This window comes from Kribbella sp. NPDC026596, assembly GCF_040638415.1.
Classification (GTDB): Bacteria; Actinomycetota; Actinomycetes; order Propionibacteriales; family Kribbellaceae; genus Kribbella.
Window position 1 is genome coordinate 131873 of the sequence record NZ_JBEZYF010000017.1, and the last position, 19676, is coordinate 151548.

Annotated in this window: 18 protein-coding genes and 6 tRNA genes; 12 read left to right on the forward strand and 12 right to left on the reverse strand. The window is 68.3% G+C overall.

The genetic code is table 11. The annotated features are described in order from the left end of the window. Window positions 1-2 precede the first annotated feature (2 nt). Window positions 3-572 (reverse strand): hypothetical protein, encoded by a 570-nt coding sequence (locus AB0E63_RS16900; RefSeq protein ID WP_360366347.1) that lies wholly within the window; start codon window positions 570-572, stop codon window positions 3-5. A gap of 199 nt (window positions 573-771) precedes the next feature. Between AB0E63_RS16900 and AB0E63_RS16905 the strand changes: the two genes are divergently transcribed. Then, the gene (locus AB0E63_RS16905) at window positions 772-1092 is read left to right on the forward strand and encodes a hypothetical protein (protein ID WP_360366349.1); all 321 of its coding nucleotides are present in this window, start codon (window positions 772-774) and stop codon (window positions 1090-1092) included. Here the strand turns inward: AB0E63_RS16905 and AB0E63_RS16910 are convergent. Continuing rightward, window positions 1083-1763 carry a GntR family transcriptional regulator gene (locus AB0E63_RS16910; RefSeq protein ID WP_360366351.1) on the reverse strand — a complete coding sequence of 227 codons (681 nt, stop codon included), beginning with the start codon at window positions 1761-1763 and terminating at the stop codon, window positions 1083-1085. The two genes, AB0E63_RS16905 and AB0E63_RS16910, sit on opposite strands and share 10 nt — an antisense overlap. Before the next feature lie 115 nt (window positions 1764-1878). Here AB0E63_RS16910 and AB0E63_RS16915 point away from each other — a divergent pair, with 115 nt between their 5' ends. Genes AB0E63_RS16915 through AB0E63_RS16950 form a run of 8 tightly spaced genes read left to right on the forward strand, consistent with a single transcriptional unit; the run spans window position 1879 to window position 13793 of the window. Further along, on the forward strand, window positions 1879-4593 hold the full coding sequence (locus tag AB0E63_RS16915; RefSeq protein ID WP_360366353.1) for a UxaA family hydrolase: 2715 nt from the start codon (window positions 1879-1881) through the stop codon (window positions 4591-4593). A gap of 11 nt (window positions 4594-4604) precedes the next feature. Next, window positions 4605-5495, forward strand: coding sequence for a fumarylacetoacetate hydrolase family protein (locus AB0E63_RS16920; RefSeq protein ID WP_360366355.1), 891 nt, complete (start codon window positions 4605-4607; stop codon window positions 5493-5495). Beyond that, entirely contained in the window at window positions 5492-6979 is a 1488-nt protein-coding gene (locus AB0E63_RS16925) for an aldehyde dehydrogenase (NADP(+)) (RefSeq protein ID WP_360366357.1), read from the forward strand. Before AB0E63_RS16920 ends, AB0E63_RS16925 begins: the two co-directional genes overlap by 4 nt. Next, on the forward strand, window positions 6976-8835 hold the full coding sequence (locus tag AB0E63_RS16930; protein WP_360366359.1) for an IlvD/Edd family dehydratase: 1860 nt from the start codon (window positions 6976-6978) through the stop codon (window positions 8833-8835). Before AB0E63_RS16925 ends, AB0E63_RS16930 begins: the two co-directional genes overlap by 4 nt. Beyond that, complete coding sequence (locus AB0E63_RS16935) at window positions 8835-10172, forward strand: DUF2088 domain-containing protein (protein WP_360366361.1); 1338 nt, start codon at window positions 8835-8837, stop codon at window positions 10170-10172. The genes AB0E63_RS16930 and AB0E63_RS16935 overlap by 1 nt, the downstream gene beginning before the upstream one ends. Then, on the forward strand, window positions 10169-11035 hold the full coding sequence (locus AB0E63_RS16940) for a U32 family peptidase (RefSeq protein ID WP_360366363.1): 867 nt from the start codon (window positions 10169-10171) through the stop codon (window positions 11033-11035). The genes AB0E63_RS16935 and AB0E63_RS16940 overlap by 4 nt, the downstream gene beginning before the upstream one ends. Further along, complete coding sequence (locus AB0E63_RS16945) at window positions 11032-12408, forward strand: FAD-linked oxidase C-terminal domain-containing protein (protein WP_360366365.1); 1377 nt, start codon at window positions 11032-11034, stop codon at window positions 12406-12408. The genes AB0E63_RS16940 and AB0E63_RS16945 overlap by 4 nt, the downstream gene beginning before the upstream one ends. Next, window positions 12408-13793 carry an alpha-L-fucosidase gene (locus tag AB0E63_RS16950; protein ID WP_360366367.1) on the forward strand — a complete coding sequence of 462 codons (1386 nt, stop codon included), beginning with the start codon at window positions 12408-12410 and terminating at the stop codon, window positions 13791-13793. Before AB0E63_RS16945 ends, AB0E63_RS16950 begins: the two co-directional genes overlap by 1 nt. A gap of 323 nt (window positions 13794-14116) precedes the next feature. On the opposite strand, the gene AB0E63_RS16955 is transcribed toward AB0E63_RS16950, so the two are convergent. The 9 genes from AB0E63_RS16955 to AB0E63_RS16995 form a co-directional block, all read right to left on the reverse strand. After that, window positions 14117-14198, reverse strand: a tRNA-Tyr gene (locus AB0E63_RS16955). Continuing rightward, entirely contained in the window at window positions 14199-14627 is a 429-nt protein-coding gene (locus AB0E63_RS16960; protein WP_360366369.1) for an isoprenylcysteine carboxylmethyltransferase family protein, read from the reverse strand. Window positions 14628-14635: 8 nt separating this feature from the next. Continuing rightward, window positions 14636-15478 (reverse strand): alpha/beta hydrolase, encoded by an 843-nt coding sequence (locus AB0E63_RS16965; protein ID WP_360366371.1) that lies wholly within the window; start codon window positions 15476-15478, stop codon window positions 14636-14638. A gap of 99 nt (window positions 15479-15577) precedes the next feature. Beyond that, window positions 15578-15650 (reverse strand) — tRNA-Glu (locus AB0E63_RS16970). A 33-nt stretch (window positions 15651-15683) separates the two neighbouring features. Continuing rightward, a tRNA-Ser gene (locus AB0E63_RS16975) sits at window positions 15684-15772 on the reverse strand. Between the two features lie 244 nt (window positions 15773-16016). Beyond that, a complete protein-coding gene (locus AB0E63_RS16980; protein WP_360366385.1) occupies window positions 16017-17162 on the reverse strand; it encodes an RtcB family protein in 1146 nt (381 codons plus the stop codon). Between the two features lie 95 nt (window positions 17163-17257). After that, a tRNA-Gln gene (locus tag AB0E63_RS16985) sits at window positions 17258-17330 on the reverse strand. 33 nt (window positions 17331-17363) lie between these two features. Then, entirely contained in the window at window positions 17364-17810 is a 447-nt protein-coding gene (locus AB0E63_RS16990) for an HNH endonuclease (protein ID WP_360366373.1), read from the reverse strand. A 126-nt stretch (window positions 17811-17936) separates the two neighbouring features. Then, window positions 17937-18010 (reverse strand) — tRNA-His (locus AB0E63_RS16995). An 87-nt stretch (window positions 18011-18097) separates the two neighbouring features. Here AB0E63_RS16995 and AB0E63_RS17000 point away from each other — a divergent pair. From AB0E63_RS17000 to AB0E63_RS17010, 3 genes are read left to right on the forward strand one after another with little or no spacing between them, the layout of a single operon-like run. Further along, complete coding sequence (locus AB0E63_RS17000) at window positions 18098-18289, forward strand: helix-turn-helix domain-containing protein (RefSeq protein ID WP_360366375.1); 192 nt, start codon at window positions 18098-18100, stop codon at window positions 18287-18289. Then, the gene (locus tag AB0E63_RS17005) at window positions 18286-18618 is read left to right on the forward strand and encodes a hypothetical protein (RefSeq protein ID WP_360366377.1); all 333 of its coding nucleotides are present in this window, start codon (window positions 18286-18288) and stop codon (window positions 18616-18618) included. The genes AB0E63_RS17000 and AB0E63_RS17005 overlap by 4 nt, the downstream gene beginning before the upstream one ends. Continuing rightward, complete coding sequence (locus tag AB0E63_RS17010) at window positions 18573-19319, forward strand: integrase core domain-containing protein (protein WP_360366379.1); 747 nt, start codon at window positions 18573-18575, stop codon at window positions 19317-19319. The genes AB0E63_RS17005 and AB0E63_RS17010 overlap by 46 nt, the downstream gene beginning before the upstream one ends. A 43-nt stretch (window positions 19320-19362) precedes the next feature. On the opposite strand, the gene AB0E63_RS17015 is transcribed toward AB0E63_RS17010, so the two are convergent. After that, window positions 19363-19436: transfer RNA gene (locus tag AB0E63_RS17015), tRNA-Arg, on the reverse strand. Window positions 19437-19676 lie beyond the last annotated feature (240 nt).

The following is a 19676-nucleotide window of genomic DNA, read 5'->3' on the forward strand; positions in this document are numbered from 1 at the left end:
GATCAGGGTTCGTGGTCGGCTCGGTAGTGGTAGAGGTCGGGGAGGAAGTTCTCCAGGTTGCCGATCTCCTCGACGTGGTGGCGGATCCAGGCGGCCAGCTTCGGCGGTGGGAACGCGTGCTTGTGGGCGAGCGAGTTGAGGCACAGCCGCCCGAGCGTCGTGGTGTCGCCGACGGTCAGCCGGGTCAGGTAGCGGCAGCCGGCGCTGGTGGGGGTGAACTCGTTCTCCAGCCGGATGATCGAGCTGCCGAGCACCCGCTTGGAGATGATCGCCGCCTCGTTGTCGATCGTCTCGACCGTGAGCTGTAGGTCGACCAGCTTGTCCAGGTCACGGCCGAGAGCCTCGGTGATGCGGAGCTGTGAACCCGCACCGACGACGCCGGGGGTCGTGAGCTCGTACGTGATGTGGTCCAGCGGGTGCCAGACGAGATACCGCGGCCAGGTCTCACCGGCGTACTGCATCGTCCCGGGGATGTGCCCGTACCACCAGGCCAGCATGTCCGGCGTGACCTGTTGCAGTGGTGCATGGGCGATCGTGACGACGGTTCGGCTGTCGTCCGACGATGTGGTCACGGCCGCAGACTCCAGTGGCCGCAACGGCCAGAGAACCGGACGGGGAGCGGGCAGTGCCGGTGCCTTCATCCCGTCGCCGGTGCCCGCACCGCACTCCAGTAAACGCTCGCCTACGTACGGCGATCGCGTCGAGGTCCTCCCATTCCAACACCCGAACCCCAATCACCTCTCGCCCGTCCAATTCGGCCCGCAACAGCCGATGGATTCCGTCGAGAATCGTGATCCGGCCGTCCGGTCGGCGTACGACGTCCAGCGGGTGGCGGAGGTCCGCGGCCAACGTCCGCGCGTACTGCTCGTCATACCGATCCGGATCAGCGGCGACCTGCCGGGGCGTGACCTGGAAAGGTCGGTCGTACCTCCAGAACGGCAGGTCCAGGTGATGGGCCAAGTCGGACAGCGGGAGCTCAGCTGTGGGGAGATCGAGCCGGTGGAGCAACTCAACGTCCCAGTGGAAGTCGAGGATGTACGGCGTCAGGATCGGTGGGATGGCCAGCGGGAAAGGGCGGCGGGTCACTCGTAGATTCTGCGGAGCCGGAGGCTCATCGAGTTCTCGATGTGGTGGGTCATGGCGGACTCGGCGGTGGCGGGGTCGCCGGAGGTGATGGCCTCGACCAGGGTGCGGTGTTCGGTGAGGACCTCGGGGCCGATGTCGCGGTCGTAGTGCAGGCGGAAGATGTGCAGGTGGCAGTGCGTACGCTCGAACGCCGAGCGGACCTGTTCGCTGCCGGACAGCGCCGCGATCAGCAGGTGGAAGCGGCTGTCGTGGACCGTGAGTGACTTGTAGCCGGCGTAGTCGACCGAAGTCGGCTCGACCGCGGTCGCCAGCTCGGTCCGCAGCCGGTCGCGGCCGTGGTCGTCGATCAGCTCGGCCGCGCGCCGGGCAGCCCAGGGCTCGAGCAGCAGCCGGAATCTGTAGAGATCGTCGAACTCCTCGAGTGAGAGGAGTGGGGTCGCGCGGTAGCCCTTCAGCGGCTCCTTCACCGCCAGCCCTTCCGACTCCAGCCGCGCCAACGCCTCCCGCACCGGCGTCGACGACACCTGGAACTCGCGCGCCAGCCCGTCGATCGAGATCCGCGCGCCCGGCCGGATGACGTGGTCCATCAGCATCGTCTTGATCGCCTCGTACACGTCGTCGGCGAGCATCTGCCGCCGGAGCAGCCGCCGGTCCTGCGGCTCCACGGTGTCCGTCATCGGTCCTCTCCGGATCCTGGTCGCGGCCTTGACCCAGCCGGGTGGTCTTCGGCAGGGTGTCACTGTAATCATGCATCATGCACGATTCGTGGTGAGAGAGCCAGAGAGGCGACACATGCTGAGGTTCGACGAGGTCGGCGTCCTGCCAGAACCCGAGGACAACGCGGCGATCTGTTCCCGCCGGCTCGACGCCGGTACGCCGATCGACCTCGACGGCACTGTGGTGACCCTGCCGCACACGATCCTCGAGGGACATCGCTTCATCGTCCGCCCGGTCGCCCAGGGCGAGGCGATCACCTCTTGGAACACCCCGTTCGCCCGGGCTTCCCGTGACCTGGTCCCCGGCGACTACGTGTGTACGCCGACCAGCCTCGCGGCCGTCAGCGCTCGCGAAGTGGAAGGGCTCCCGGCCGAGCCTTCGGCGACCAACGAGCCCCTCGACCCATACGAGCTCGACGAGTCCGCGCTCAACCTCGGCCAGCAGGTGACCAGCGTCGAGCAACCCGGCACCTTCCTCGGCTACCGCCGCGAGCAGGGCGCCGCGGGCACCCGCAACCACGTGGTCCTGCTGGCGACCAGCTCCCGCAGCAGTGGCTTTGTCACCGAGCTCGCCCGCCGCTTCGACGGCGCGGCCGCCGGCGACGGCGTCGTACCGGTTGCGCACACCGAGGGCGGCGAGGACGAGGTCCCGAACAACCTGCACTTCCTGCTCGCCACGCTGGCCGGTTTCACGCTGAACCCGAACGTCGGCGCCGTCCTGATCGTGGACACCGGCGACGACGTGGTCTCCGGCCAGGCCATCAAGGACTTCATGGCCGAGCACGACTACCCGTCGATCAAGGTGCCGCACGCGTTCTTCACCCGCCAGGCCGGCTTCGAGCATGACCTCACCGCGGCCGGTGCGCTGGTCGAGCCGTGGTTGCCGATTGTCGACAATCAGACGCGCGCTGAGGTCCCGCTCGCGGATCTGAAGATCGCCTTGCAATGCGGTGGATCTGACGCGTTCTCCGGGATCTCGGCCAACCCGCTCTCCGGTCTGGTCGGTGCGGAGGTGATCAAGCACGGCGGCACCGCCGTACTCGCGGAGACCGACGAGCTGATCGGCGCGGAACCCTACGTGCTGAAGAACGTCCGCGACCTGGCGACCGCTCGGCGGTTCCTCGCCACGATCCGCTCGTTCAAGGAGCGCGTCGGCTGGCACGGCCACACCGCGGAGGGCAACCCGTCCGGCGGCAACGTCTATCGCGGTCTCTACAACATCGTCCTGAAGTCGATCGGCGCCGCCCGCAAGCTGCCCCGCGAGGTCCGGTTGGACCACGTGATCAACTACGGCGAGCCGCTGCCCGGCAGCGGCTACATCTTCATGGACAGCCCCGGCAACGACCTCGAGTCCGTGGCCGGCCAGATCGGCAGTGGCTGCAACCTGATCTTCTTCACCACCGGGAACGGCTCGATCACCAACTTCCCGTTCGTCCCGACCCTCAAGTTCGTCACCACCAGCGCCCGGTACGAGCGACTGCACGCGGAGATGGACGTGGACGCGGGCAAGTACCTCACCGGTACACCGATGGCCGAGCTGACCGCGGAGACGTTCGACCTGACCGTCCGGGTCGCGTCCGGCGAACCGAGCGCGGGGGAGCGGGCCGGCCACAGCCAGGTGTCGATCTGGCGGAACTGGAAGCAAAGCGGTCCGCGCGAGGGAATCTCGATCACGACCGACGGCCGCATGAGCCGCAAGCTGACCGATCTCCCGGCCGACGACCGCGACGCGCCGCTCGACGGCCTCCCGCTCGCTGGTCTCGGCGCTGACAGCCGGACGTCCGCTCGACTGTTGCAGGTCGACGACCGACTCGTCCCCGAGGCCGTCGGCCTGATCCTGCCGACCAGCCTGTGCTCGGGACAGATCGCCTTGCGGCTAGCAGCCCAAGCGGAGCTGGAGAAATGGGCCGGCGACGCGGTCACGCGGATGGTCGCGCTCCCGCACACCGAGGGCTGCGGCAGCAGTGGCGGCGCGTCCGAGGAGACGTTCGCCCGCATCATGCTCGGCTACCTCCTGCACCCGAACACGCGGATGGCGCTCCTGCTGGAGCACGGCTGCGAGAAGACCCACAACGACTACTTCCGCTCGCGTCTGGTCGAGGCCGGCGCGGATCCGTCCCGCTTCGGCTGGGCCAGCATCCAGGCCGACGGTGGCCTCGACGCCGTCGGTAGCAAGGTCAAGGACTGGTTCAACAGCTTCGACCTGGACAAGCCCGTCGAGCAGAGTGGGGACCTCGGCGCCCTCACAGTCGGCCTGGAAGCGCGCGGCGCGTTGACCGATGCGACAGCCGAGGCGCTGGCCCTGATCGGCCGGGAGATCGTGGGCTCCGGCGGTTCCGTCGTACTGTCGTCGCGCGGTGCACTGCTCGCGGACGCGGGCTTCCGCTCGGCCGCCTTCGGTTCGGCGGACGAGGTCGGCCCGACGATCGCGCACGGCCAGCGACTCGCGCAGCCGGGCTGGCACGTGATGCGGATGCCTGGTACCGATTGGATGGAGACCGCGACCGGCTTCGGTGCCTCCGGGGTCCAGCAGGTACTCGCGCATGTCGCCGGTGGAACCCTGTCCGCGCAACGGTTCGTGCCGGTCGTGGAGTTCAGCAACGACGCGGCGACGGTCGCGACGTACGGCGACGACCTCGACGCGGTTACCACCGGGAGCGCGGCCGACCAGGCGCGGATCGGGCTGGACACGATCGCGGCGGTCGCGAGCCGGCAGCTCGTCCCCAAGGCGGTTGCCTCCGGCAACATCGGCTTCCAGATCACCCGTGGTCTCCTCGGCACCTCGATGTGAAAGGTCTTTCCATGCACTTGGTCCGTTACCAGTCGCCTGATGGCCGGCCGGTGGTCGGCGTACGTACCGACGACACCGTCGCGCCGCTCGAGGGCGTCAACAGCGTCGCGGAGTTGCTGCGACTCCCGTTGGCCGAGCTGCAGACCGCAGTCGGCAAGACCGGTGAGGCGGTTCCGGTCGACGGTCTCAAGTTCCTCCCGCCCCTCGATGGGCGCGGTGAGGTCTGGTGCTCGGGCGTCACGTACGAGCGTTCCCGTGGCGCTCGGATGGAGGAGAGCACCGAGCAGTCCGTGTACGACAAGGTCTACACCGCGGACCGGCCCGAACTGTTCCAGAAGGCGCCGGCCTGGCGGGTCGTCACCGATGGCGAGCCGGTGGGGATCCGGGTCGACTCGGGTCACGACGTACCCGAGCCGGAGCTCGCGGTCGTGGCCAACAGTCACGGCGAGATCGTCGGATTCACGGTCTGCAACGACATGAGCTCGCGCTCGATCGAGGGCGTGAACCCGCTGTACGTGCCGCAGGCCAAGCTGTTCGCGGGCGGTTGCGCACTGGCGACCGGGATCCGGCCGGTCTGGGAGGTCGAGAACCCGAAGGACCTCGAGATCGGCGTGGTCATCGAGCGCGCGGGCGACGAGGTGTTCGCGGACACGACGTCGACCGCGAAGCTGGTCCGCGAGCTCCAGGACCTGATCGACGTGTTGTTCCTGCCGAACGACTTCCCGGACGGCGTGATCCTGGCGACCGGTACCGGGATCGTTCCGGAACTGGACTTCGCGCTGGCCGAGGGCGACGTCATCACGATCACGATCGCAGGGGTCGGCACCCTGACGAATACGGTGGCCACCGGCCGGGAACCCTTCGCGTTCCTGGCAACCGAGAACTTGGAGGGAAAGAGATGACCCCGGACACCGGCGCCGGCTCGACGCCACGCACCGTCTCCGATACCACTCCCGCGGAGCTCGAGCAGGCGCTCGTCGCGGCTGCCGCGGCGGCCTCCGCCTTTGGTACCTCCGAGCCCGCCACCCGGGCCGGCTGGATCCGCGCGGTCGCCGATGCGCTGGACGCGGCGGCCGGCGAATTGGTGCCGATCGCGATGCGTGAGTCGTCGCTGCCCGAGGCGCGGCTGACCGGCGAGGTCGCACGGAGCACCGGTCAGCTGCGGATGTTCGCGGACGTGCTCGACGAGGGCTCGCTGCTCGAGGTCACCATCGACACCGCCGACGCACAGGCCAAGCCGGTGCCGCGGCCGGATCTGCGGCGCGTCCTCGTGCCGCTCGGCCCGGTGCTGGTGTTTGCCGCCAGCAACTTCCCGTTCGCGTTCAGCGTCTGTGGTGGCGACACCGCGTCCGCGCTGGCCGCCGGGTGCCCGGTGATCGTCAAGGCGCACCCGGGCCACCCCGAGCTGTCCGCGCGTACGGCCGAGGTGATGATCGAGGCACTGCGGACTGCTGGTGCTCCGGACGGCTCGTTCGGCCTGATCCAGGGCTTCGACGTCGGCGTCACCGCGCTGAAGGACCCGCGGATCACCGCGGCGGGCTTCACCGGTTCGGTCCCGGCCGGCAAGGCGCTGCACGAGATCGCAGTCACGCGGCCCGAGCCGATCCCGTTCTACGGCGAGCTCGGCAGCCTGAACCCGGTCTTCGTCACCCAGGCCGCGATCGATGCCCGCGGCAAGGACATCGCAACCGGGTACGTCGGTTCCTTCACACTCGGCGTTGGTCAGTTCTGCACCAAGCCGGGCCTGCTCTTCCTGCCGACCGGCCACGGCCTCCAGGAGCAGCTCGCTTCAGCAGTCGATGGAGTGGCTGAAGCGCCGATGCTGAACGACCGGATCAAGGACGGCTTCGGCTCCGGCCTCGACCGGCTGCAGAAGGTCGACGGCGTCCGGGTCTGGGCGTCCGGTGCCGCAACGTTGCTGCAGACAACGGTCTCCGAGTTGCTCGCCCGCCGCGACGAGATCCTCGAGGAGTGCTTCGGACCGGTCTCGATCGTGGTCGAGTACTCCTCGCTGGATGAGCTGCGTGCGGCAGTCGAGGCGTTCGAGGGCAACCTCACCGCGACGCTGCACGCCGAGGACTCTGATGTGGAGCTGGCGTCGGAGCTCCTGCCGTTGCTGACGGCAAGGGCCGGTCGCGTGCTCTGGAACGGCTGGCCGACCGGAGTCGCGGTGTCGTGGGCACAGCACCACGGCGGTCCGTTCCCGTCGACAGTCGGCTCGATCCACACCAGCGTCGGAGTGACCGCGACCCGCCGCTTCCAGCGGCCCGTGGCATACCAGGACGCTCCCGATGCGGTGCTGCCCGTCGTACTGAAGGACTCGAACCCGGCCGGCATCAGCCGCCGGGTGAACGGGACCGTGACCACAGGTGAGGTGTCTCGATGACTGATCTGCCCCCGACCAACGACCCGCGCGACGGTGAGATCCCGGCTGATGTTTCGGGTGAGCCGACCCCCGAGAAGACCGGGACTACCGGTGAGCCGGGGCGTCCTGACGCGCCGATCGGGCGGCGGAGTTTCGACCACTGGTTCGGTGAGAAGGACCGCAACGGGTTCATCCACCGGTCCTGGATGCGGGCGCAGGGCTTCTCCGAGGAGGTCTTCGACGGCCGCCCGGTGATCGGCATCTGCAACACCTGGTCCGAGCTCACCCCGTGCAACGCGCACCTGCGCCGGCTCGCCGACTCGGTCAAGCGCGGCGTCTGGCAGGCCGGTGGTTTCCCGCTCGAGTTCCCGGTGATGTCGCTCGGCGAGACGATGCTCCGGCCGACCGCGATGCTGTTCCGCAACCTGCTCAGCATGGACGTCGAGGAGTCGCTGCGCGGCAACCCGATCGACGGCGCGATCCTGCTGACCGGCTGCGACAAGACCACACCCGGCTCGATCATGGGTGCCGCGAGCGTCGACCTGCCGACCTTGGTCGTGACCGGCGGTCCCATGTTGAACGGTAAATTCCGCGGCTGCGACATCGGCTCGGGTACGGCGGTCTGGCGGTTCACGCAGGACCGCAACGCCGGCCGGATGTCCGAGGAGGACTACGCGGCGGCCGAGTCGGGCATGTCCCGCAGCAACGGCCACTGTATGACCATGGGTACGGCGTCCACGATGGCCTGCATGGCTGAGGCGCTCGGACTCCAGCTCACCGGGTCGGCGGCGATCCCGGCCGTCGACTCGCGGCGGTACTCGATCGCGCAGCAGGCCGGCCAGCGCATCGTGAAGATGGTCGAGGAAGACCTGAAGCCGAGCGACATCCTGACCCGCGACGCGTTCGCGAACGCGGTCCGGGCGAACGCGGCGATCGGCGGCTCGACCAACGCCGTCATCCATCTGCTCGCGATCGCCGGACGGGTCGGTGTCGACCTGACGCTGGACGACATGGACGAGTGGGCTCGGGGCGTCCCGTGGCTGGTGGACCTGCAGCCGTCGGGCAAGTACCTGATGGAGGACTTCTACTACGCCGGCGGCCTGCCCGCGGTGATGCGGGAGATCCTGCCGCTGCTCAAGGCCGACGCGATCACGGTGACCGGCAAGACCATGGGTGAGAACGTCGCCCGGGCCGAGCGGACCGACTGGAGCGGTCAGGAGGGGCAGCCTGCGACTGCGGTGATCCGTCCTGTCGGCGACCCACTCGGCAGCGGTGCGGGAACCGCCGTACTGAAGGGCAACCTGGCCCCCGACGGCGCGGTCATCAAGCAGTCGGCGGCGTCGGAGCGGTTCATGCAGCACCGCGGCAAGGCGCTGGTGTTCAGCAGCATCGAGGAGTACGACAAGGCGGTCGACGACCCGGACCTCGACGTCGACGAGGACACCGTGCTCGTCCTGCAGAACTCGGGTCCGCGCGGCTACCCCGGCATGCCCGAGGTCGGCAACATGACGATCCCGCGCAAGCTCGCCGAGATCGGCGTCGACGACATGGTGCGGATCTCGGACGCGCGGATGAGCGGTACGGCGTACGGCACCGTCGTACTCCATGTAACTCCGGAAGCGGCTGTGGGTGGGCCGTTGGCGCTCGTGCGGACCGGTGACTGGATCGAGCTCGACGTGTCCGCCCGGCGGTTGCACCTGGATGTGTCCGACGAGGAACTGGAGAAGCGGCGGGCCGATTGGCAGCCGCCGGCGCCACCGACCGATCGGGGCTGGGCGCGGCTGTACGTCGACCACGTGACGCAGGCGAACCAGGGCTGCGACCTGGACTTCCTGATCGGCCGCACCGGCTCGGCCGTGGCCCGACAGAGCCACTGATGTCGCAGTCACAGCCGCCGAGCGAAGCGAGGCGTTCTTGGGGACCCTTCGAGGCGGTCCGCGGGTTGCGGCCGACCGGTGTGATCCCGCAGGTGACGCCGATCCGGCGGATCCTCTCGGATCTGCCGGTCTCGGCCGATCCGTACGCCGACGCGTTGGCTGCATTGGAACCCCTGCGCGGCCGGATCCTCCCCGGCGCGCGGATCGCGGTGACCGCGGGCAGCCGCGGCATCCACGACCTCGTGCCAGTGGTTCGCGCCGCGGTGGACTGGCTGGCATCAGTGGGCGCCGCGCCGTTCGTGATCCCAGCCATGGGCTCGCACGGCGGCGCGACCGCCGACGGCCAGCGGGAGATGCTTGCCGGCCTTGGCATCACCCCCGAGTCCGTCGGCTGCCCGATCGAGGCGACGATGGAGACGGTCGTCGTCGGCACCCTGCCCGACGGCACCGAGATCCATCACGACGCGATCGCCGCCAAGGCGGACGGCGTACTGCTGGTCAATCGGGTCAAACCGCACACCGACTTCCATGGCCCGATCGAGAGCGGCATCGCCAAGGTCCTCGCGATCGGCCTCGGAAACCACGTCGGCGCCGCCTCGCTGCACGCCGGCGGCATCCCGTCGCTCGGCGCCAACATCGAAGCCGCCGCCCGGATGGTCGTTGCGCAGGGCAAGATTCTCGGTGGCCTGGCGATCCTCGAGAACGCGCGGGAGCAGACGGCCTCGGTCGAGCTGCTCGAAGCCGACGGGATCGCCGAGGCGGCTGAGACCGCCTTGCTGCAAAGGGCTTCCAGCATGCTCGGGCGGTTGCCGTTCGACGAGCTCGACGTACTGGTCGTGGACGAGATGGGCAAGGACAAGTCCGGGGCCGGGATGGACACGAACGTGATCGGCCGGTGCTGGGTGCACGGGATCCCCGAATTCGAGACGCCCTCGATCGCGGCGATCAGCGTGCACTCGCTGTCCCCGGCCTCGCACGGGAACGCGTCCGGCTTGGGCATGGCGGACGTGATGCCGGCCCGCCTGCTGGAGCAGATCGACCTGCGGGTGAGCTATGTGAACGCCCTGACCTCCGGTGCCGGCGGAGCGCGCCGGTCCCGGTTGCCGATGGTGATGGAAGACGACGAGGCCGCCGTTCTCGCCGCCGTGACGATGTGCGGCCGGCGACACTGGTCCGAGCTCCGGCTGGCCCGGATCAAGGACACGCTGTCCCCGAACGAGTTGATGGTGACGCCGGCCCTGCTGACCGAGGCAAGTGACCGATTCGACCTGGAGATCACCGGTACGGCGCGGGACCTGACGTCGGCCGGGCGGCTCGGACCCTGGAGTGACAGATGAACCTTCGCGAGGCACACGCACTGCTGGCCGACCGTGGCTTCCGCCCCGGCGAGACGTCCACGCGGACGTTCCCGGACGGCTCGCCGTACAAGGTGGAGATCCCGTCCTGTGAAGGGCCGCGGGTGATGACCGCGGTGCTGGAGGAGGCGAAGACCCGCGGTGTCACCATCGACCGCGTGTCGCAGGGCAGCGGCGTGATGATGCTGACCGACGGCGAGATCGAGGAGATGCTCTCGCTCGGCGCGGCGTCCGGCGTCGAGGTCTGCCTGTTCCTCGGACCGCGTGGCGCGTGGGACATCGGCGGGCAGGCCAAAGTGTCGGCCGCGGTCGGTGGAGTTGCGCGGGGCAACGAGATGGTTGCCGCGTCCCTGTGTGATGCGTATCGCGCGGTGGAGCTCGGCGTACGGAGCTTGCTGGTCGGGGACATCGGCGTACTGGAGTTGCTGGGGCAGCTGAAGATCGAAGGAGAGTTGCCTTCGGATCTCGTGCTGAAGACGTCGGTGCTGATGCCGTTGCCGAACGCACCGACCGCCCGGTTGTACGAGCGGTTGGGCGCGACGAGCCTGAACGTGTCGACGGACCTGCCGGTGCCGGTGCTGGCGGAGATCCGGTCGGTGACGACCGTGCCGATCGACATGTACATCGAGGTGCCCGATGACCAGGGCGGTCATGTGCGGTTCTACGACGTACCGGAGATCGTTCGGGTCGCGGCGCCGGTGTACCTGAAGATGGGGCTGCGGAACGCGCCGAACATCTACCCGGTCGGTGCGCATCTGTCCGGTACGGCGGAAGCACTCGGGCGGGAGCGGGTACGCCGGGCGGAGTTGATCCTCCGACTGCTGGCCGAACAGGATGAGGGATGACCTCAGATCCGCTGGTCGCGCGGTTGCGTTCGTCGTTGGGTGATTCGGCGGTCGTCGACGATCCCGACGTACTGGACAGTCATCGCAACGACCACGCGACTTTCTGCACTGCGGGCATTCCCAGGGTTCTCGTTCGCCCTCTGAGCACCGCGGAAGTGCAGGCGGTCATGCTTGCGGCCGGATCCTTCGGCGTGCCGGTCGTCACCCAGGGCGCCCGCACAGGTCTCTCAGGTGCGGCGAATGCCATCGACGGCTGCATCCTGCTGTCCACCGCGCGGATGAACCGCATCGTGGAGGTCTCTGTCGAAGACCAGGTCGCCGTTGTTCAGCCCGGTGTGGTGAACGCGGATCTGTCGAGAGCCGTCCTGGAGAAGGACCTGTTCTACCCGCCCGATCCGTCGTCGTGGGAAATGTCCACCGTGGGTGGGAACATCGCGACCAACGCCGGTGGGCTGTGTTGTGTGAAGTACGGCGTGACGTCGGATTTCGTGCGTGGACTGGAGGTGGTGCTGGCGTCGGGCGAGGTCGTCCGCACCGGCCGGCGGTCGGCGAAGGGCGTCGCGGGGTACGACCTGACCCGGTTGATCGTCGGGTCCGAAGGCACGTTGGGCGTGGTCACCGAGGCGACGCTCGCGCTGCGGCCTGCGCCGGAGGCGGCGCTGACCGCGGCGGCCACCTTCCTGTCCATCGAGGACGGCATCGCCGCCGCGGCTGCGATCATGGCATCGGGCTTGCGTCCGTCGCTGCTCGAGTTCCTGGATCGTCCGACCTTGCATGCCATCCAGAACTACCGCGACATGGGACTCCCCGAGGATGTCGGATCGATGCTGATCGCCCAGTCCGACCGCGGTCCGCGCGCCGCTGAGGACGTGGCCCGGATGGCGGCGATCTGCACGGAGCATGGCGCCATCGACGTTGCTGAAGCGTCGGACGCCGAGGAGTCGCGGATGCTGCTCGAGGCTCGCCGGCTGGTGAACTCGGCGCTCGAGCCTCTCGGGGTGACGCTGATCGACGATGTCGCCGTACCGCGGTCGAAGCTGGTCGCGTTGCTGCGGGGGATCGCGGAGATCGGCGCGAAGTACGACGTACTGATTTGTTGCCCTGGGCATGTGGGGGACGGGAACATGCATCCGACGGTCGTCTTCGACCGCGACGATCCGGCGGCCGAGGTGCGGGCGCTGGAGGCTTTCGGCGCGGTGATGGAGCTCGGGCTGTCGCTGGGCGGAACGATCACCGGCGAGCACGGCATCGGCACGCTGAAGGCCCGCTGGCTGGAGACCGAACTCGGACCGGTCGGCCTCGAACTGCACCGCCGGATCAAGCAGGCCTTCGATCCGGACAACCTGCTCAATCCTGGGAAGGTTCTCGTTTGATGGTGGTCGACGTCGAGCCGTCGGACAGCCCGGATGATCTGCGACGCAAGGCCTCGACGGTCCGGCCGACGCCGCGGCAGGTCGCGTGGCAGCGGCAGGAGCTGACCGCGTTCGTGCACTTCGGGCCGAACACGTTCACCGATCTGGAGTGGGGGACCGGGGTCGACGATCCGGCCGTGTTCGACCCCTCGGCGCTTGATTGCTCGCAGTGGGTTCGTACGTTGGTGTCCGCCGGATTCAAAAGCGTGATTCTGACGGCCAAGCATCACGACGGGTTCTGTCTGTGGCCGAGCCGGTATCTGCCGCACACCGTTGCCGCGAGCCCGTATCGCGGCGACGTCCTGGCGTCGCTGGCGGAGGCTTGCCGGGAGCATGGGCTGGGCTTGGGGTTGTATCTGTCGCCGGCTGATCTGTATCAGGAGAAGGCGCCGGGTGGGTACTACGGGAACGGCAGTCCTGTGGTGTCTTCGGAGATCCCTTCGCTGGATCACGGTGGTGCGCGGTTCCGGTACGACGTCGATGACTACAACCGCTTCTATCTGAACCAGTTGTACGAGCTGCTGACCGAGTACGGGCCAGTTGCTGAGGTCTGGCTGGACGGTGCGAATCCGACGAGCAGTGCGCAGGGCTACGCGTATGAGGCTTGGTTCGATCTGATTCGGCAGCTCGCGCCCGATGCGACTATCGCGGTCGGTGGACCGGACGTGCGGTGGGTGGGCAACGAAGACGGGTTGGCTCGGGAGGCCGAGTGGAGCGTCGTACCGTTCGCCGGCGGCGAGATGGTCGCGGCTCAGAGCGCGGCGGCCGTTGCTGGCCCTGCTGAACTGCTTCGGGCGGACCAACTCAGATGGTATCCGGCGGAGGTCGACGTCTCCATCCGGCCGGGTTGGTTCTACCACGTCGCTGAGGACGCAGCGGTGAAGTCGTTGCCGGAACTCCTGGACATCTATCGCAAGTCGGTCGGCCGCAACGCCGTACTGCTCCTGAACATCCCACCCGACCGCCGCGGGTTATTCGCCTCGCCGGATGTCGAGCGACTGGCCGAGTTCGGTGCCGCGGTGCGCGAGTATTACGACACCGAGGTTGAGCTGCCGGGGACCTTCAACGTGATCGGCCTCCGCGAGAACATCGAGTCCGGCCAGCAAGTCGAGTCCTTCGCCGTCGACGCTCTCGTCAACGACTCGTGGACGGAGATCGCCACCGGCACCACCATCGGCCACCGCCGCCTGCTACCGCTCCCCGAGCCCGTCTCCGCAACCGCCGTACGCGCGCGCATCCTCTCGACCCGCGGGGCCGCCGACATCACCCTCTCCGTCCACCACGACCCAACCGTCCCCCTGCCCGGAGTCGAACCAGGACCCGAGCCTTCGGAAAGCCCGGTGTGAGTCCGTCACCAGAGGGTTAGTACGCCGCCATCCGGGTGCTGAACATGGCGGCGTACAGCTTGTGTGTGTTACTCCTCGACCGTTACCACTCGGACCCAGTCGGAGCAGTCGGCCTCGCACCACACGTGATCCCCACGGTGTGCGATTCGATCGCGCTGCACGTGCCCGCAGGCCAGCAGCACCCGCCGCATCGCGTGACCCTGTTCGACCGGAGCACCGGTCCTACCACCGGGCACTCGCTTTCTGTTCTTGAGGTCGGCCATAGCCGGTCCTCCTCTCTTGTCACGTGGTTTTGTTGCCCAAGGCATCCTCGCCTCGAGCCGTGCAGGAGGCAGGATTCGAACCTGCTCAGCCGCAGCGACAGGTTTACAGCCCGCCCCACCTCTCCAACGGTGGCGCTCCTGCTCATCGCCTGGGAAGGTAGCGACCTACCGTCGCGCAGTACTGCTCGTACTCATCCCCGAACAGCTCGGTCAGCCGTCGTTCCTCACTCAGAACCTCGCGGTGCACCACCGCGCCGACCAACGGCAGCATCGTCAGAACCCACCCGGACCCCGCGGCCAGTCCGATCCCCAGGTGGAGCAACGCCCAGCCGACGTACATGGGATTGCGTGTGACGCCGTACGGCCCGGTGGTCACGAGTTCTCGGGGCCGGCCCAGCTCCGTGCTCCCCGCTGCCTTCAACGATCGCGCGATAATCATGCTTCCCGCGGCGACGATCGTGTATCCGACAGATCGTCGTACCGGGCGAAGCCTCCACGGTCGCACCTGCTCCAGCGCGATCCCGGCCGCGATCCCGGCCAGTTCGGCCTCGGGGATCGGGATGTTCCGCAACGCCGCGGTCAGCTCGGCGTTCGTGTGGCTTCCTCGAGCATGGAGACGAATGCTTCCGGCCGTTCGATGTGCGGGACGTGTCCGGTATCGTCGATCACCTGCAACGGCCAGCCGAGCCGGGCGCTTGCATCCTGGGCAAGACCCAGTGGGACGAATCGATCCTTGGCACCCCACAGCAGGGTCGTCGGCACGTCGATCCGCTCGCGGACCTGTTTGGTGCCAGCAGCAACCAGTTGGCGCATCGTCCGCTTGACGTGTGGCACGACCGCGCGGCGCCGCGTGTAGGTGGTGAAGGCGTCGAGCCAGTCCGGGTCCTGCCGTCGTACCCGGTCGAGGTCGGCGAACGCCCAGCGCTCGAACCGCTCCATGTTCGCCTCGGAAGGTCGCAACGCGAACCTGATCGCCATTGCGCGGAGTCCGATCGGCATCCGGTACGGCCCGACACCGGGCGCGGCGTAGATCACCAATCGGCGCAGCTGCGCGCCGTGCCCTGCCGCGAACCGCGCAGCCAGAGTGCCGAGCAACGAATGCGCGACCAGAGTTGGAGGCTCCGCACACGTCAGCCGGAGAAGCGCGGTCATCCAGCCGGCGAAGGTCTCCTGGTCCAACCGACCGGCCGGCTGGGACTCTCCAAGGCCAGGTACGTCGGGGACGACGAGCCGGTGGTGCTGCGCAAGGCGGGAGATGGCTGGCGCCCAGTAGATCCCTCCGCACTCGACTCCCCCGTGCAGCAGGAGCAGTGGAGGACCGTCCCCACCCTCGAGCACCGTCGTACCGATGCCGTCGACCTCAAGCCGCCGCTCCTCGACGGCGAGGCCGCTCATCAGCCGAGTCCGCGCCTTCTCCTCCATAGCCAGCTCACCTCGCTACCGACCCTAGGCGCCGGCCGCTGCCCTTCGCTTCCGAAGAACTTCGCAGTCCCAGGCACCCGGGCCCTGCGCAAAACCACGTACCCCGTACCGGATTCGAACCGGTGATCTTCCGGCTGAGAACCGGACGTCCTGACCACTAGACCAACAGGGCTGGCAGGGCGGCCGGTCTTCCCCGACCGCCCAGCGGTGAGAGCGAGATTCGAACTCGCGAGCCGGCATCAACCGACCGACGGTTTAGCAAACCGCTGCCCCTGCCCACAGGCGGACCTCACCAAAACGTACACAACAACGGGTAGTGGCCCCTCACCCCAGCCGATCCACTCACCCAACCACGCTCACCAACCCGGCCGTCTACCCACCACTACCCGTCCTTCGGTACGCCACCACGTCCCCAACGACAGGAGGTAGTCCCCGCGCGCCCGCCCGCCCCCGCCTGACGATCCAGCCCAAACTCCACTACCTCCTGTTCTTACGCCCGCCGCCCGCCGTCTCCCCTGACGACGGCGGGCGGCCCCCTTCAGCCCTTGACGCAGATGATCTGCTTGAGATGGGCGACGACCTCGACCAGGTCGGACTGGGCGGCGATGACGGACTCGATGTCCTTGTAGGCCGCGGGGATCTCGTCGATCACCCCGGCGTCCTTGCGAGACTCGACGCCCGCGGTCTGTGCGACCAGGTCATCGACGGTGTACCGGCGCTTCGCCTCGTTGCGGCTCATCCGCCGGCCTGCCCCGTGAGAGGCCGAGTAGAAGGACCGCTCCGAGCCCAACCCGCGGACGACGTACGACCCGGTCCCCATCGACCCCGGGATCAGCCCGAGATCCCCGAGCCCGGCCCGGATCGCGCCCTTGCGCGTGACCAGCAGGTCGAGCCCGTCGATGTGCTCCTCGGCCACGTAGTTGTGGTGGCACGAGATCGGCTGCTCGAACCGCACTTCCTGCTCAAACGACTCCCGTACCGACTGCATCACCAGCCCGAGCATGACCGCGCGGTTACGTGACGCGTACTCCTGCGCCCACGTGAGGTCCCGCCGGTACGCGTCCATCTCCGCCGTACCCGACAGGAACACCGCGAGATCCCGGTCCGGCAGGTCCGCGTTGTGCGGCAGTCCCCGGGCGATCCGCATGTGCCGCTCGGCGAGTTCCTTGCCGATGTTGCGGCTGCCCGAGTGCAGCATCAGCCAGACCCGGTCCTCGTCGTCGAGGCAGACCTCGATGAAATGGTTCCCGCCGCCGAGCGAACCCATCTGCTGCTTGGCCTTCCGCTCCCGGTCCTGCACCCCGTCGTGCAGGCTGGTGAACCCTCCCCACAGCCGATCCCACGGCCGCGGGTCGAGCCCGAGCCGACGTACGCCGACCGGGTCCACATGCGCCCGGAATCCGACTGGTACGGCCGCCTCGATCCGGGACCGGATCGCCGACAGGTCGTCCGGCAGGTCCACGGCCGTCAGCGAGGTCAGGACACCTTCCATCCCACACCCGATGTCGACCCCGACCGCGGCCGGCGACACCGCCTGCTTCATCGCGATCACCGACCCGACGGTCGCCCCCTTGCCGAGGTGTACGTCGGGCATCACGCGAACCCCATGCACCCACGGCAGCGCCGAGATGTTCCGCAACTGCTGCAGCGCCTGCGCTCCCACCTCGTGCTCGGCCGCCCACATGAGCGTGGACCCCTTCACCCCACTCAGCTCCACCGGAAACTCCACGTTCATCTCCCCACCCCTTCTCGTCACGTACGCCGAAGTACGGCGTACAGCTGCCAGGGCAGGGCTCGAACCTGCGGGGCCTCGGGTCAGAACCGAGGGTGGGTCACCGTCGCCCACCTGGCATCGCACTCCTTCGCGACGCCGGATGGGGTCGCGTCAGAGCGCTAACTCGGCACGCGAAGGGATCCACGGCTGCCACCGCAATGGCATGCCGGCCTCTTCGGGCGTACGCGAGCCCTTCTTCTCGTTGCACCCTGCGTGTGCGGCGACGGCGTTCAGCCACTCACCGCGTCCACCGCGGGACCGTGGCACGACGTGGTCCATGGTGGTGGCGCCGGGCTTGCCGCAGTACGCGCAGGTGAACTTGTCACGCCTCAGCACGCCGGCCCGTGTGTACTGCAGCCGGCCCGAGGCGTACCGCCACTTCGTCACCACGTACCGGACCAGTCGGAGCACCCGGGGAAGAGGGAACGGTCCGATGCTGGCGCCGTCATGCGCTTCCTCGACGACGGCGACCTCCCGGACGAGCATCCGGATGGCGTGCGGGATCGACACGACATGGAGCTGCTCGTACGAGGCGTTCAGCACGATCACACCGCTCATGTGGTTCCTCCTCCCCTCCAGTGTGCCCGACCGCGCGCAGCCAGGTCGGTGATCTCGGTGTCGGTACGACGTTCCGTCCGGTACGGCGCTCGCCCGCGCGGCCGGCGTACGACGCTCGTACTTGAGGGTGTCCGACGGGGCTCGAACCCGCTTCCTCCGGGGCCACATCCCGGTGCATCGGCCGCTTCTGCTTCGGACACAGCACGCCCGGCAGTGTTGTGGCTCAGGACATCGGAATGGGGTGTCTCAAGACATCGGAATAGGTGTGGGGGCGCGATGTTTCGGGGGTGTCGAAGCGGCGGTTGGTGATCACGGCGGTGCTGGCGGGGCGTTCGCAGTCGGAGGTGGCTCGGGCGTATGGGGTGTCGCAGGGCTGGATCAGCCGGCTGCTGGCCCGGTACGCGGTGGAGGGTGAGGCGGTGTTCGAGCCGCGCGGTCGCGGCGGCCGAAGACCTCACCGCGCGCGACGCCGGCGGTGACGGTGGAACTGGTGCTCGAGCTGCGCAAACAGCTGACTGAGCAAGGCCTGGACGCCGGAGCGGACACGCTCGGCTGGCACCTGCGACACCACCACCAGGTCAGGCTGTCGCGGGCGACGATCCACCGGATCCTGACCCGCGCGGGCACCGTCGTACCCGATCCGGGGAAGCGGCCCAGGTCGTCGTACCTGCGGTTCGCCGCCGAGCTGCCCAACGAGTGCTGGCAGTCCGACTTCACCCACTACCAGCTCACCCGGCCGGAGCTGGCGGGCAGCGGGTGGAGGTGGAGATCATCACCTGGCTCGACGATCACTCCCGCTACGCGTTAGCGGTCACCGCGCACACCCGGATCACCGGGGCGATCGTGCTCACCACGTTCCGCGAAACCGTTGCCCAGTACGGCGTCCCGGTCTCCACGCTTACTGACAACGGGATGGTCTACACGACGAGGTTGTCGGGCGGGAAGGGCGGCCGCAACGGGCTGGAGACCGAACTGCGGAAGCTGAATGTCACCCAGAAGAACTCGCGGCCGAACCACCCGACCACGTGCGGGAAGGTGGAGCGGTTCCAGCAGACGCTGAAGAAGTGGCTGCGGGCGCAGCCGGTCCAGCCGGCCACGCTCACCGAACTCCAGGGCATGCTCGATGCCTTCATGCAGTACTACAACCAGCACCGGCCGCACCGATCCCTGCCGCACAGTTGCACCCCGGCGGTCGCCTACACCGATCGCCCGAAAGCCACCCCAACCACCGACCGGAGCACCGACACGCACAACCGAGTCCGCACCGACCGCGTCGACGACGCCGGCTCGGTCACCCTCCGCATGAACGGGCGACTACACCACATCGGCCTCGGGCGAACCCACGCCCGAACCCCCGTCATGATGCTCGTCCAGGACCTGCAGATCACCGTCATCAACGCCGCCACCGGCGAGCTGATCAGACAACTCACCCTCGACCCCACCCGCGACTACCAGGCCCGCGGACTCCCGCCCGGACCCCGCCCCAAAACACATAACCCCGAACCCTAGATGCAGGTTCGGAGCTATGCCGATGTCTTGAGACATCACACAGCACGCCCGGCAGGATTCGAACCTGCACCCTCCTGCTTCGTAGGCAGGCACTCTCTCCGGTTGAGCCACGGGCGTTCGGTGCCCTGCGCCGGATGTGGTGCGGATTTCCGTCGCAGGGCACGTCTGTGGCGCCCGCTCGGCCGGTAGCAAGCATGCTGCGGGCGCCTGGTCCAGCTGGAGGGACTCGAACCCCCGACGTCCTCAACCCAAATGAGGTGGCCTAGGGCGTGTCTCCTTATTCGCGAAGCCAGAGTGTGATGGCGCGTAGGACGAGGCCGCCTCGGTAGATGGTGGCGAGTTTGTCGTAGCGGGTGG

Coding starts and splice junctions, on each gene's coding strand:
- AB0E63_RS16915 (WP_360366353.1), top strand. CDS start 1,879: ATGCTGAGGTTCGACGAGGTCGGCGTCCTGCCAGAACCCGAGGACAAC.
- AB0E63_RS16990 (WP_360366373.1), bottom strand. CDS start 17,810: ATGAGCGGTGTGATCGTGCTGAACGCCTCGTACGAGCAGCTCCATGTC.
- AB0E63_RS16940 (WP_360366363.1), top strand. CDS start 10,169: ATGAACCTTCGCGAGGCACACGCACTGCTGGCCGACCGTGGCTTCCGC.
- AB0E63_RS16945 (WP_360366365.1), top strand. CDS start 11,032: ATGACCTCAGATCCGCTGGTCGCGCGGTTGCGTTCGTCGTTGGGTGAT.
- AB0E63_RS16930 (WP_360366359.1), top strand. CDS start 6,976: ATGACTGATCTGCCCCCGACCAACGACCCGCGCGACGGTGAGATCCCG.
- AB0E63_RS16910 (WP_360366351.1), bottom strand. CDS start 1,763: ATGACGGACACCGTGGAGCCGCAGGACCGGCGGCTGCTCCGGCGGCAG.
- AB0E63_RS16950 (WP_360366367.1), top strand. CDS start 12,408: ATGGTGGTCGACGTCGAGCCGTCGGACAGCCCGGATGATCTGCGACGC.
- AB0E63_RS16905 (WP_360366349.1), top strand. CDS start 772: ATGGATTCCGTCGAGAATCGTGATCCGGCCGTCCGGTCGGCGTACGAC.
- AB0E63_RS16925 (WP_360366357.1), top strand. CDS start 5,492: ATGACCCCGGACACCGGCGCCGGCTCGACGCCACGCACCGTCTCCGAT.
- AB0E63_RS16980 (WP_360366385.1), bottom strand. CDS start 17,162: ATGTGGGCGGCCGAGCACGAGGTGGGAGCGCAGGCGCTGCAGCAGTTG.
- AB0E63_RS16935 (WP_360366361.1), top strand. CDS start 8,835: ATGTCGCAGTCACAGCCGCCGAGCGAAGCGAGGCGTTCTTGGGGACCC.
- AB0E63_RS16920 (WP_360366355.1), top strand. CDS start 4,605: ATGCACTTGGTCCGTTACCAGTCGCCTGATGGCCGGCCGGTGGTCGGC.
- AB0E63_RS16965 (WP_360366371.1), bottom strand. CDS start 15,478: ATGGAGGAGAAGGCGCGGACTCGGCTGATGAGCGGCCTCGCCGTCGAG.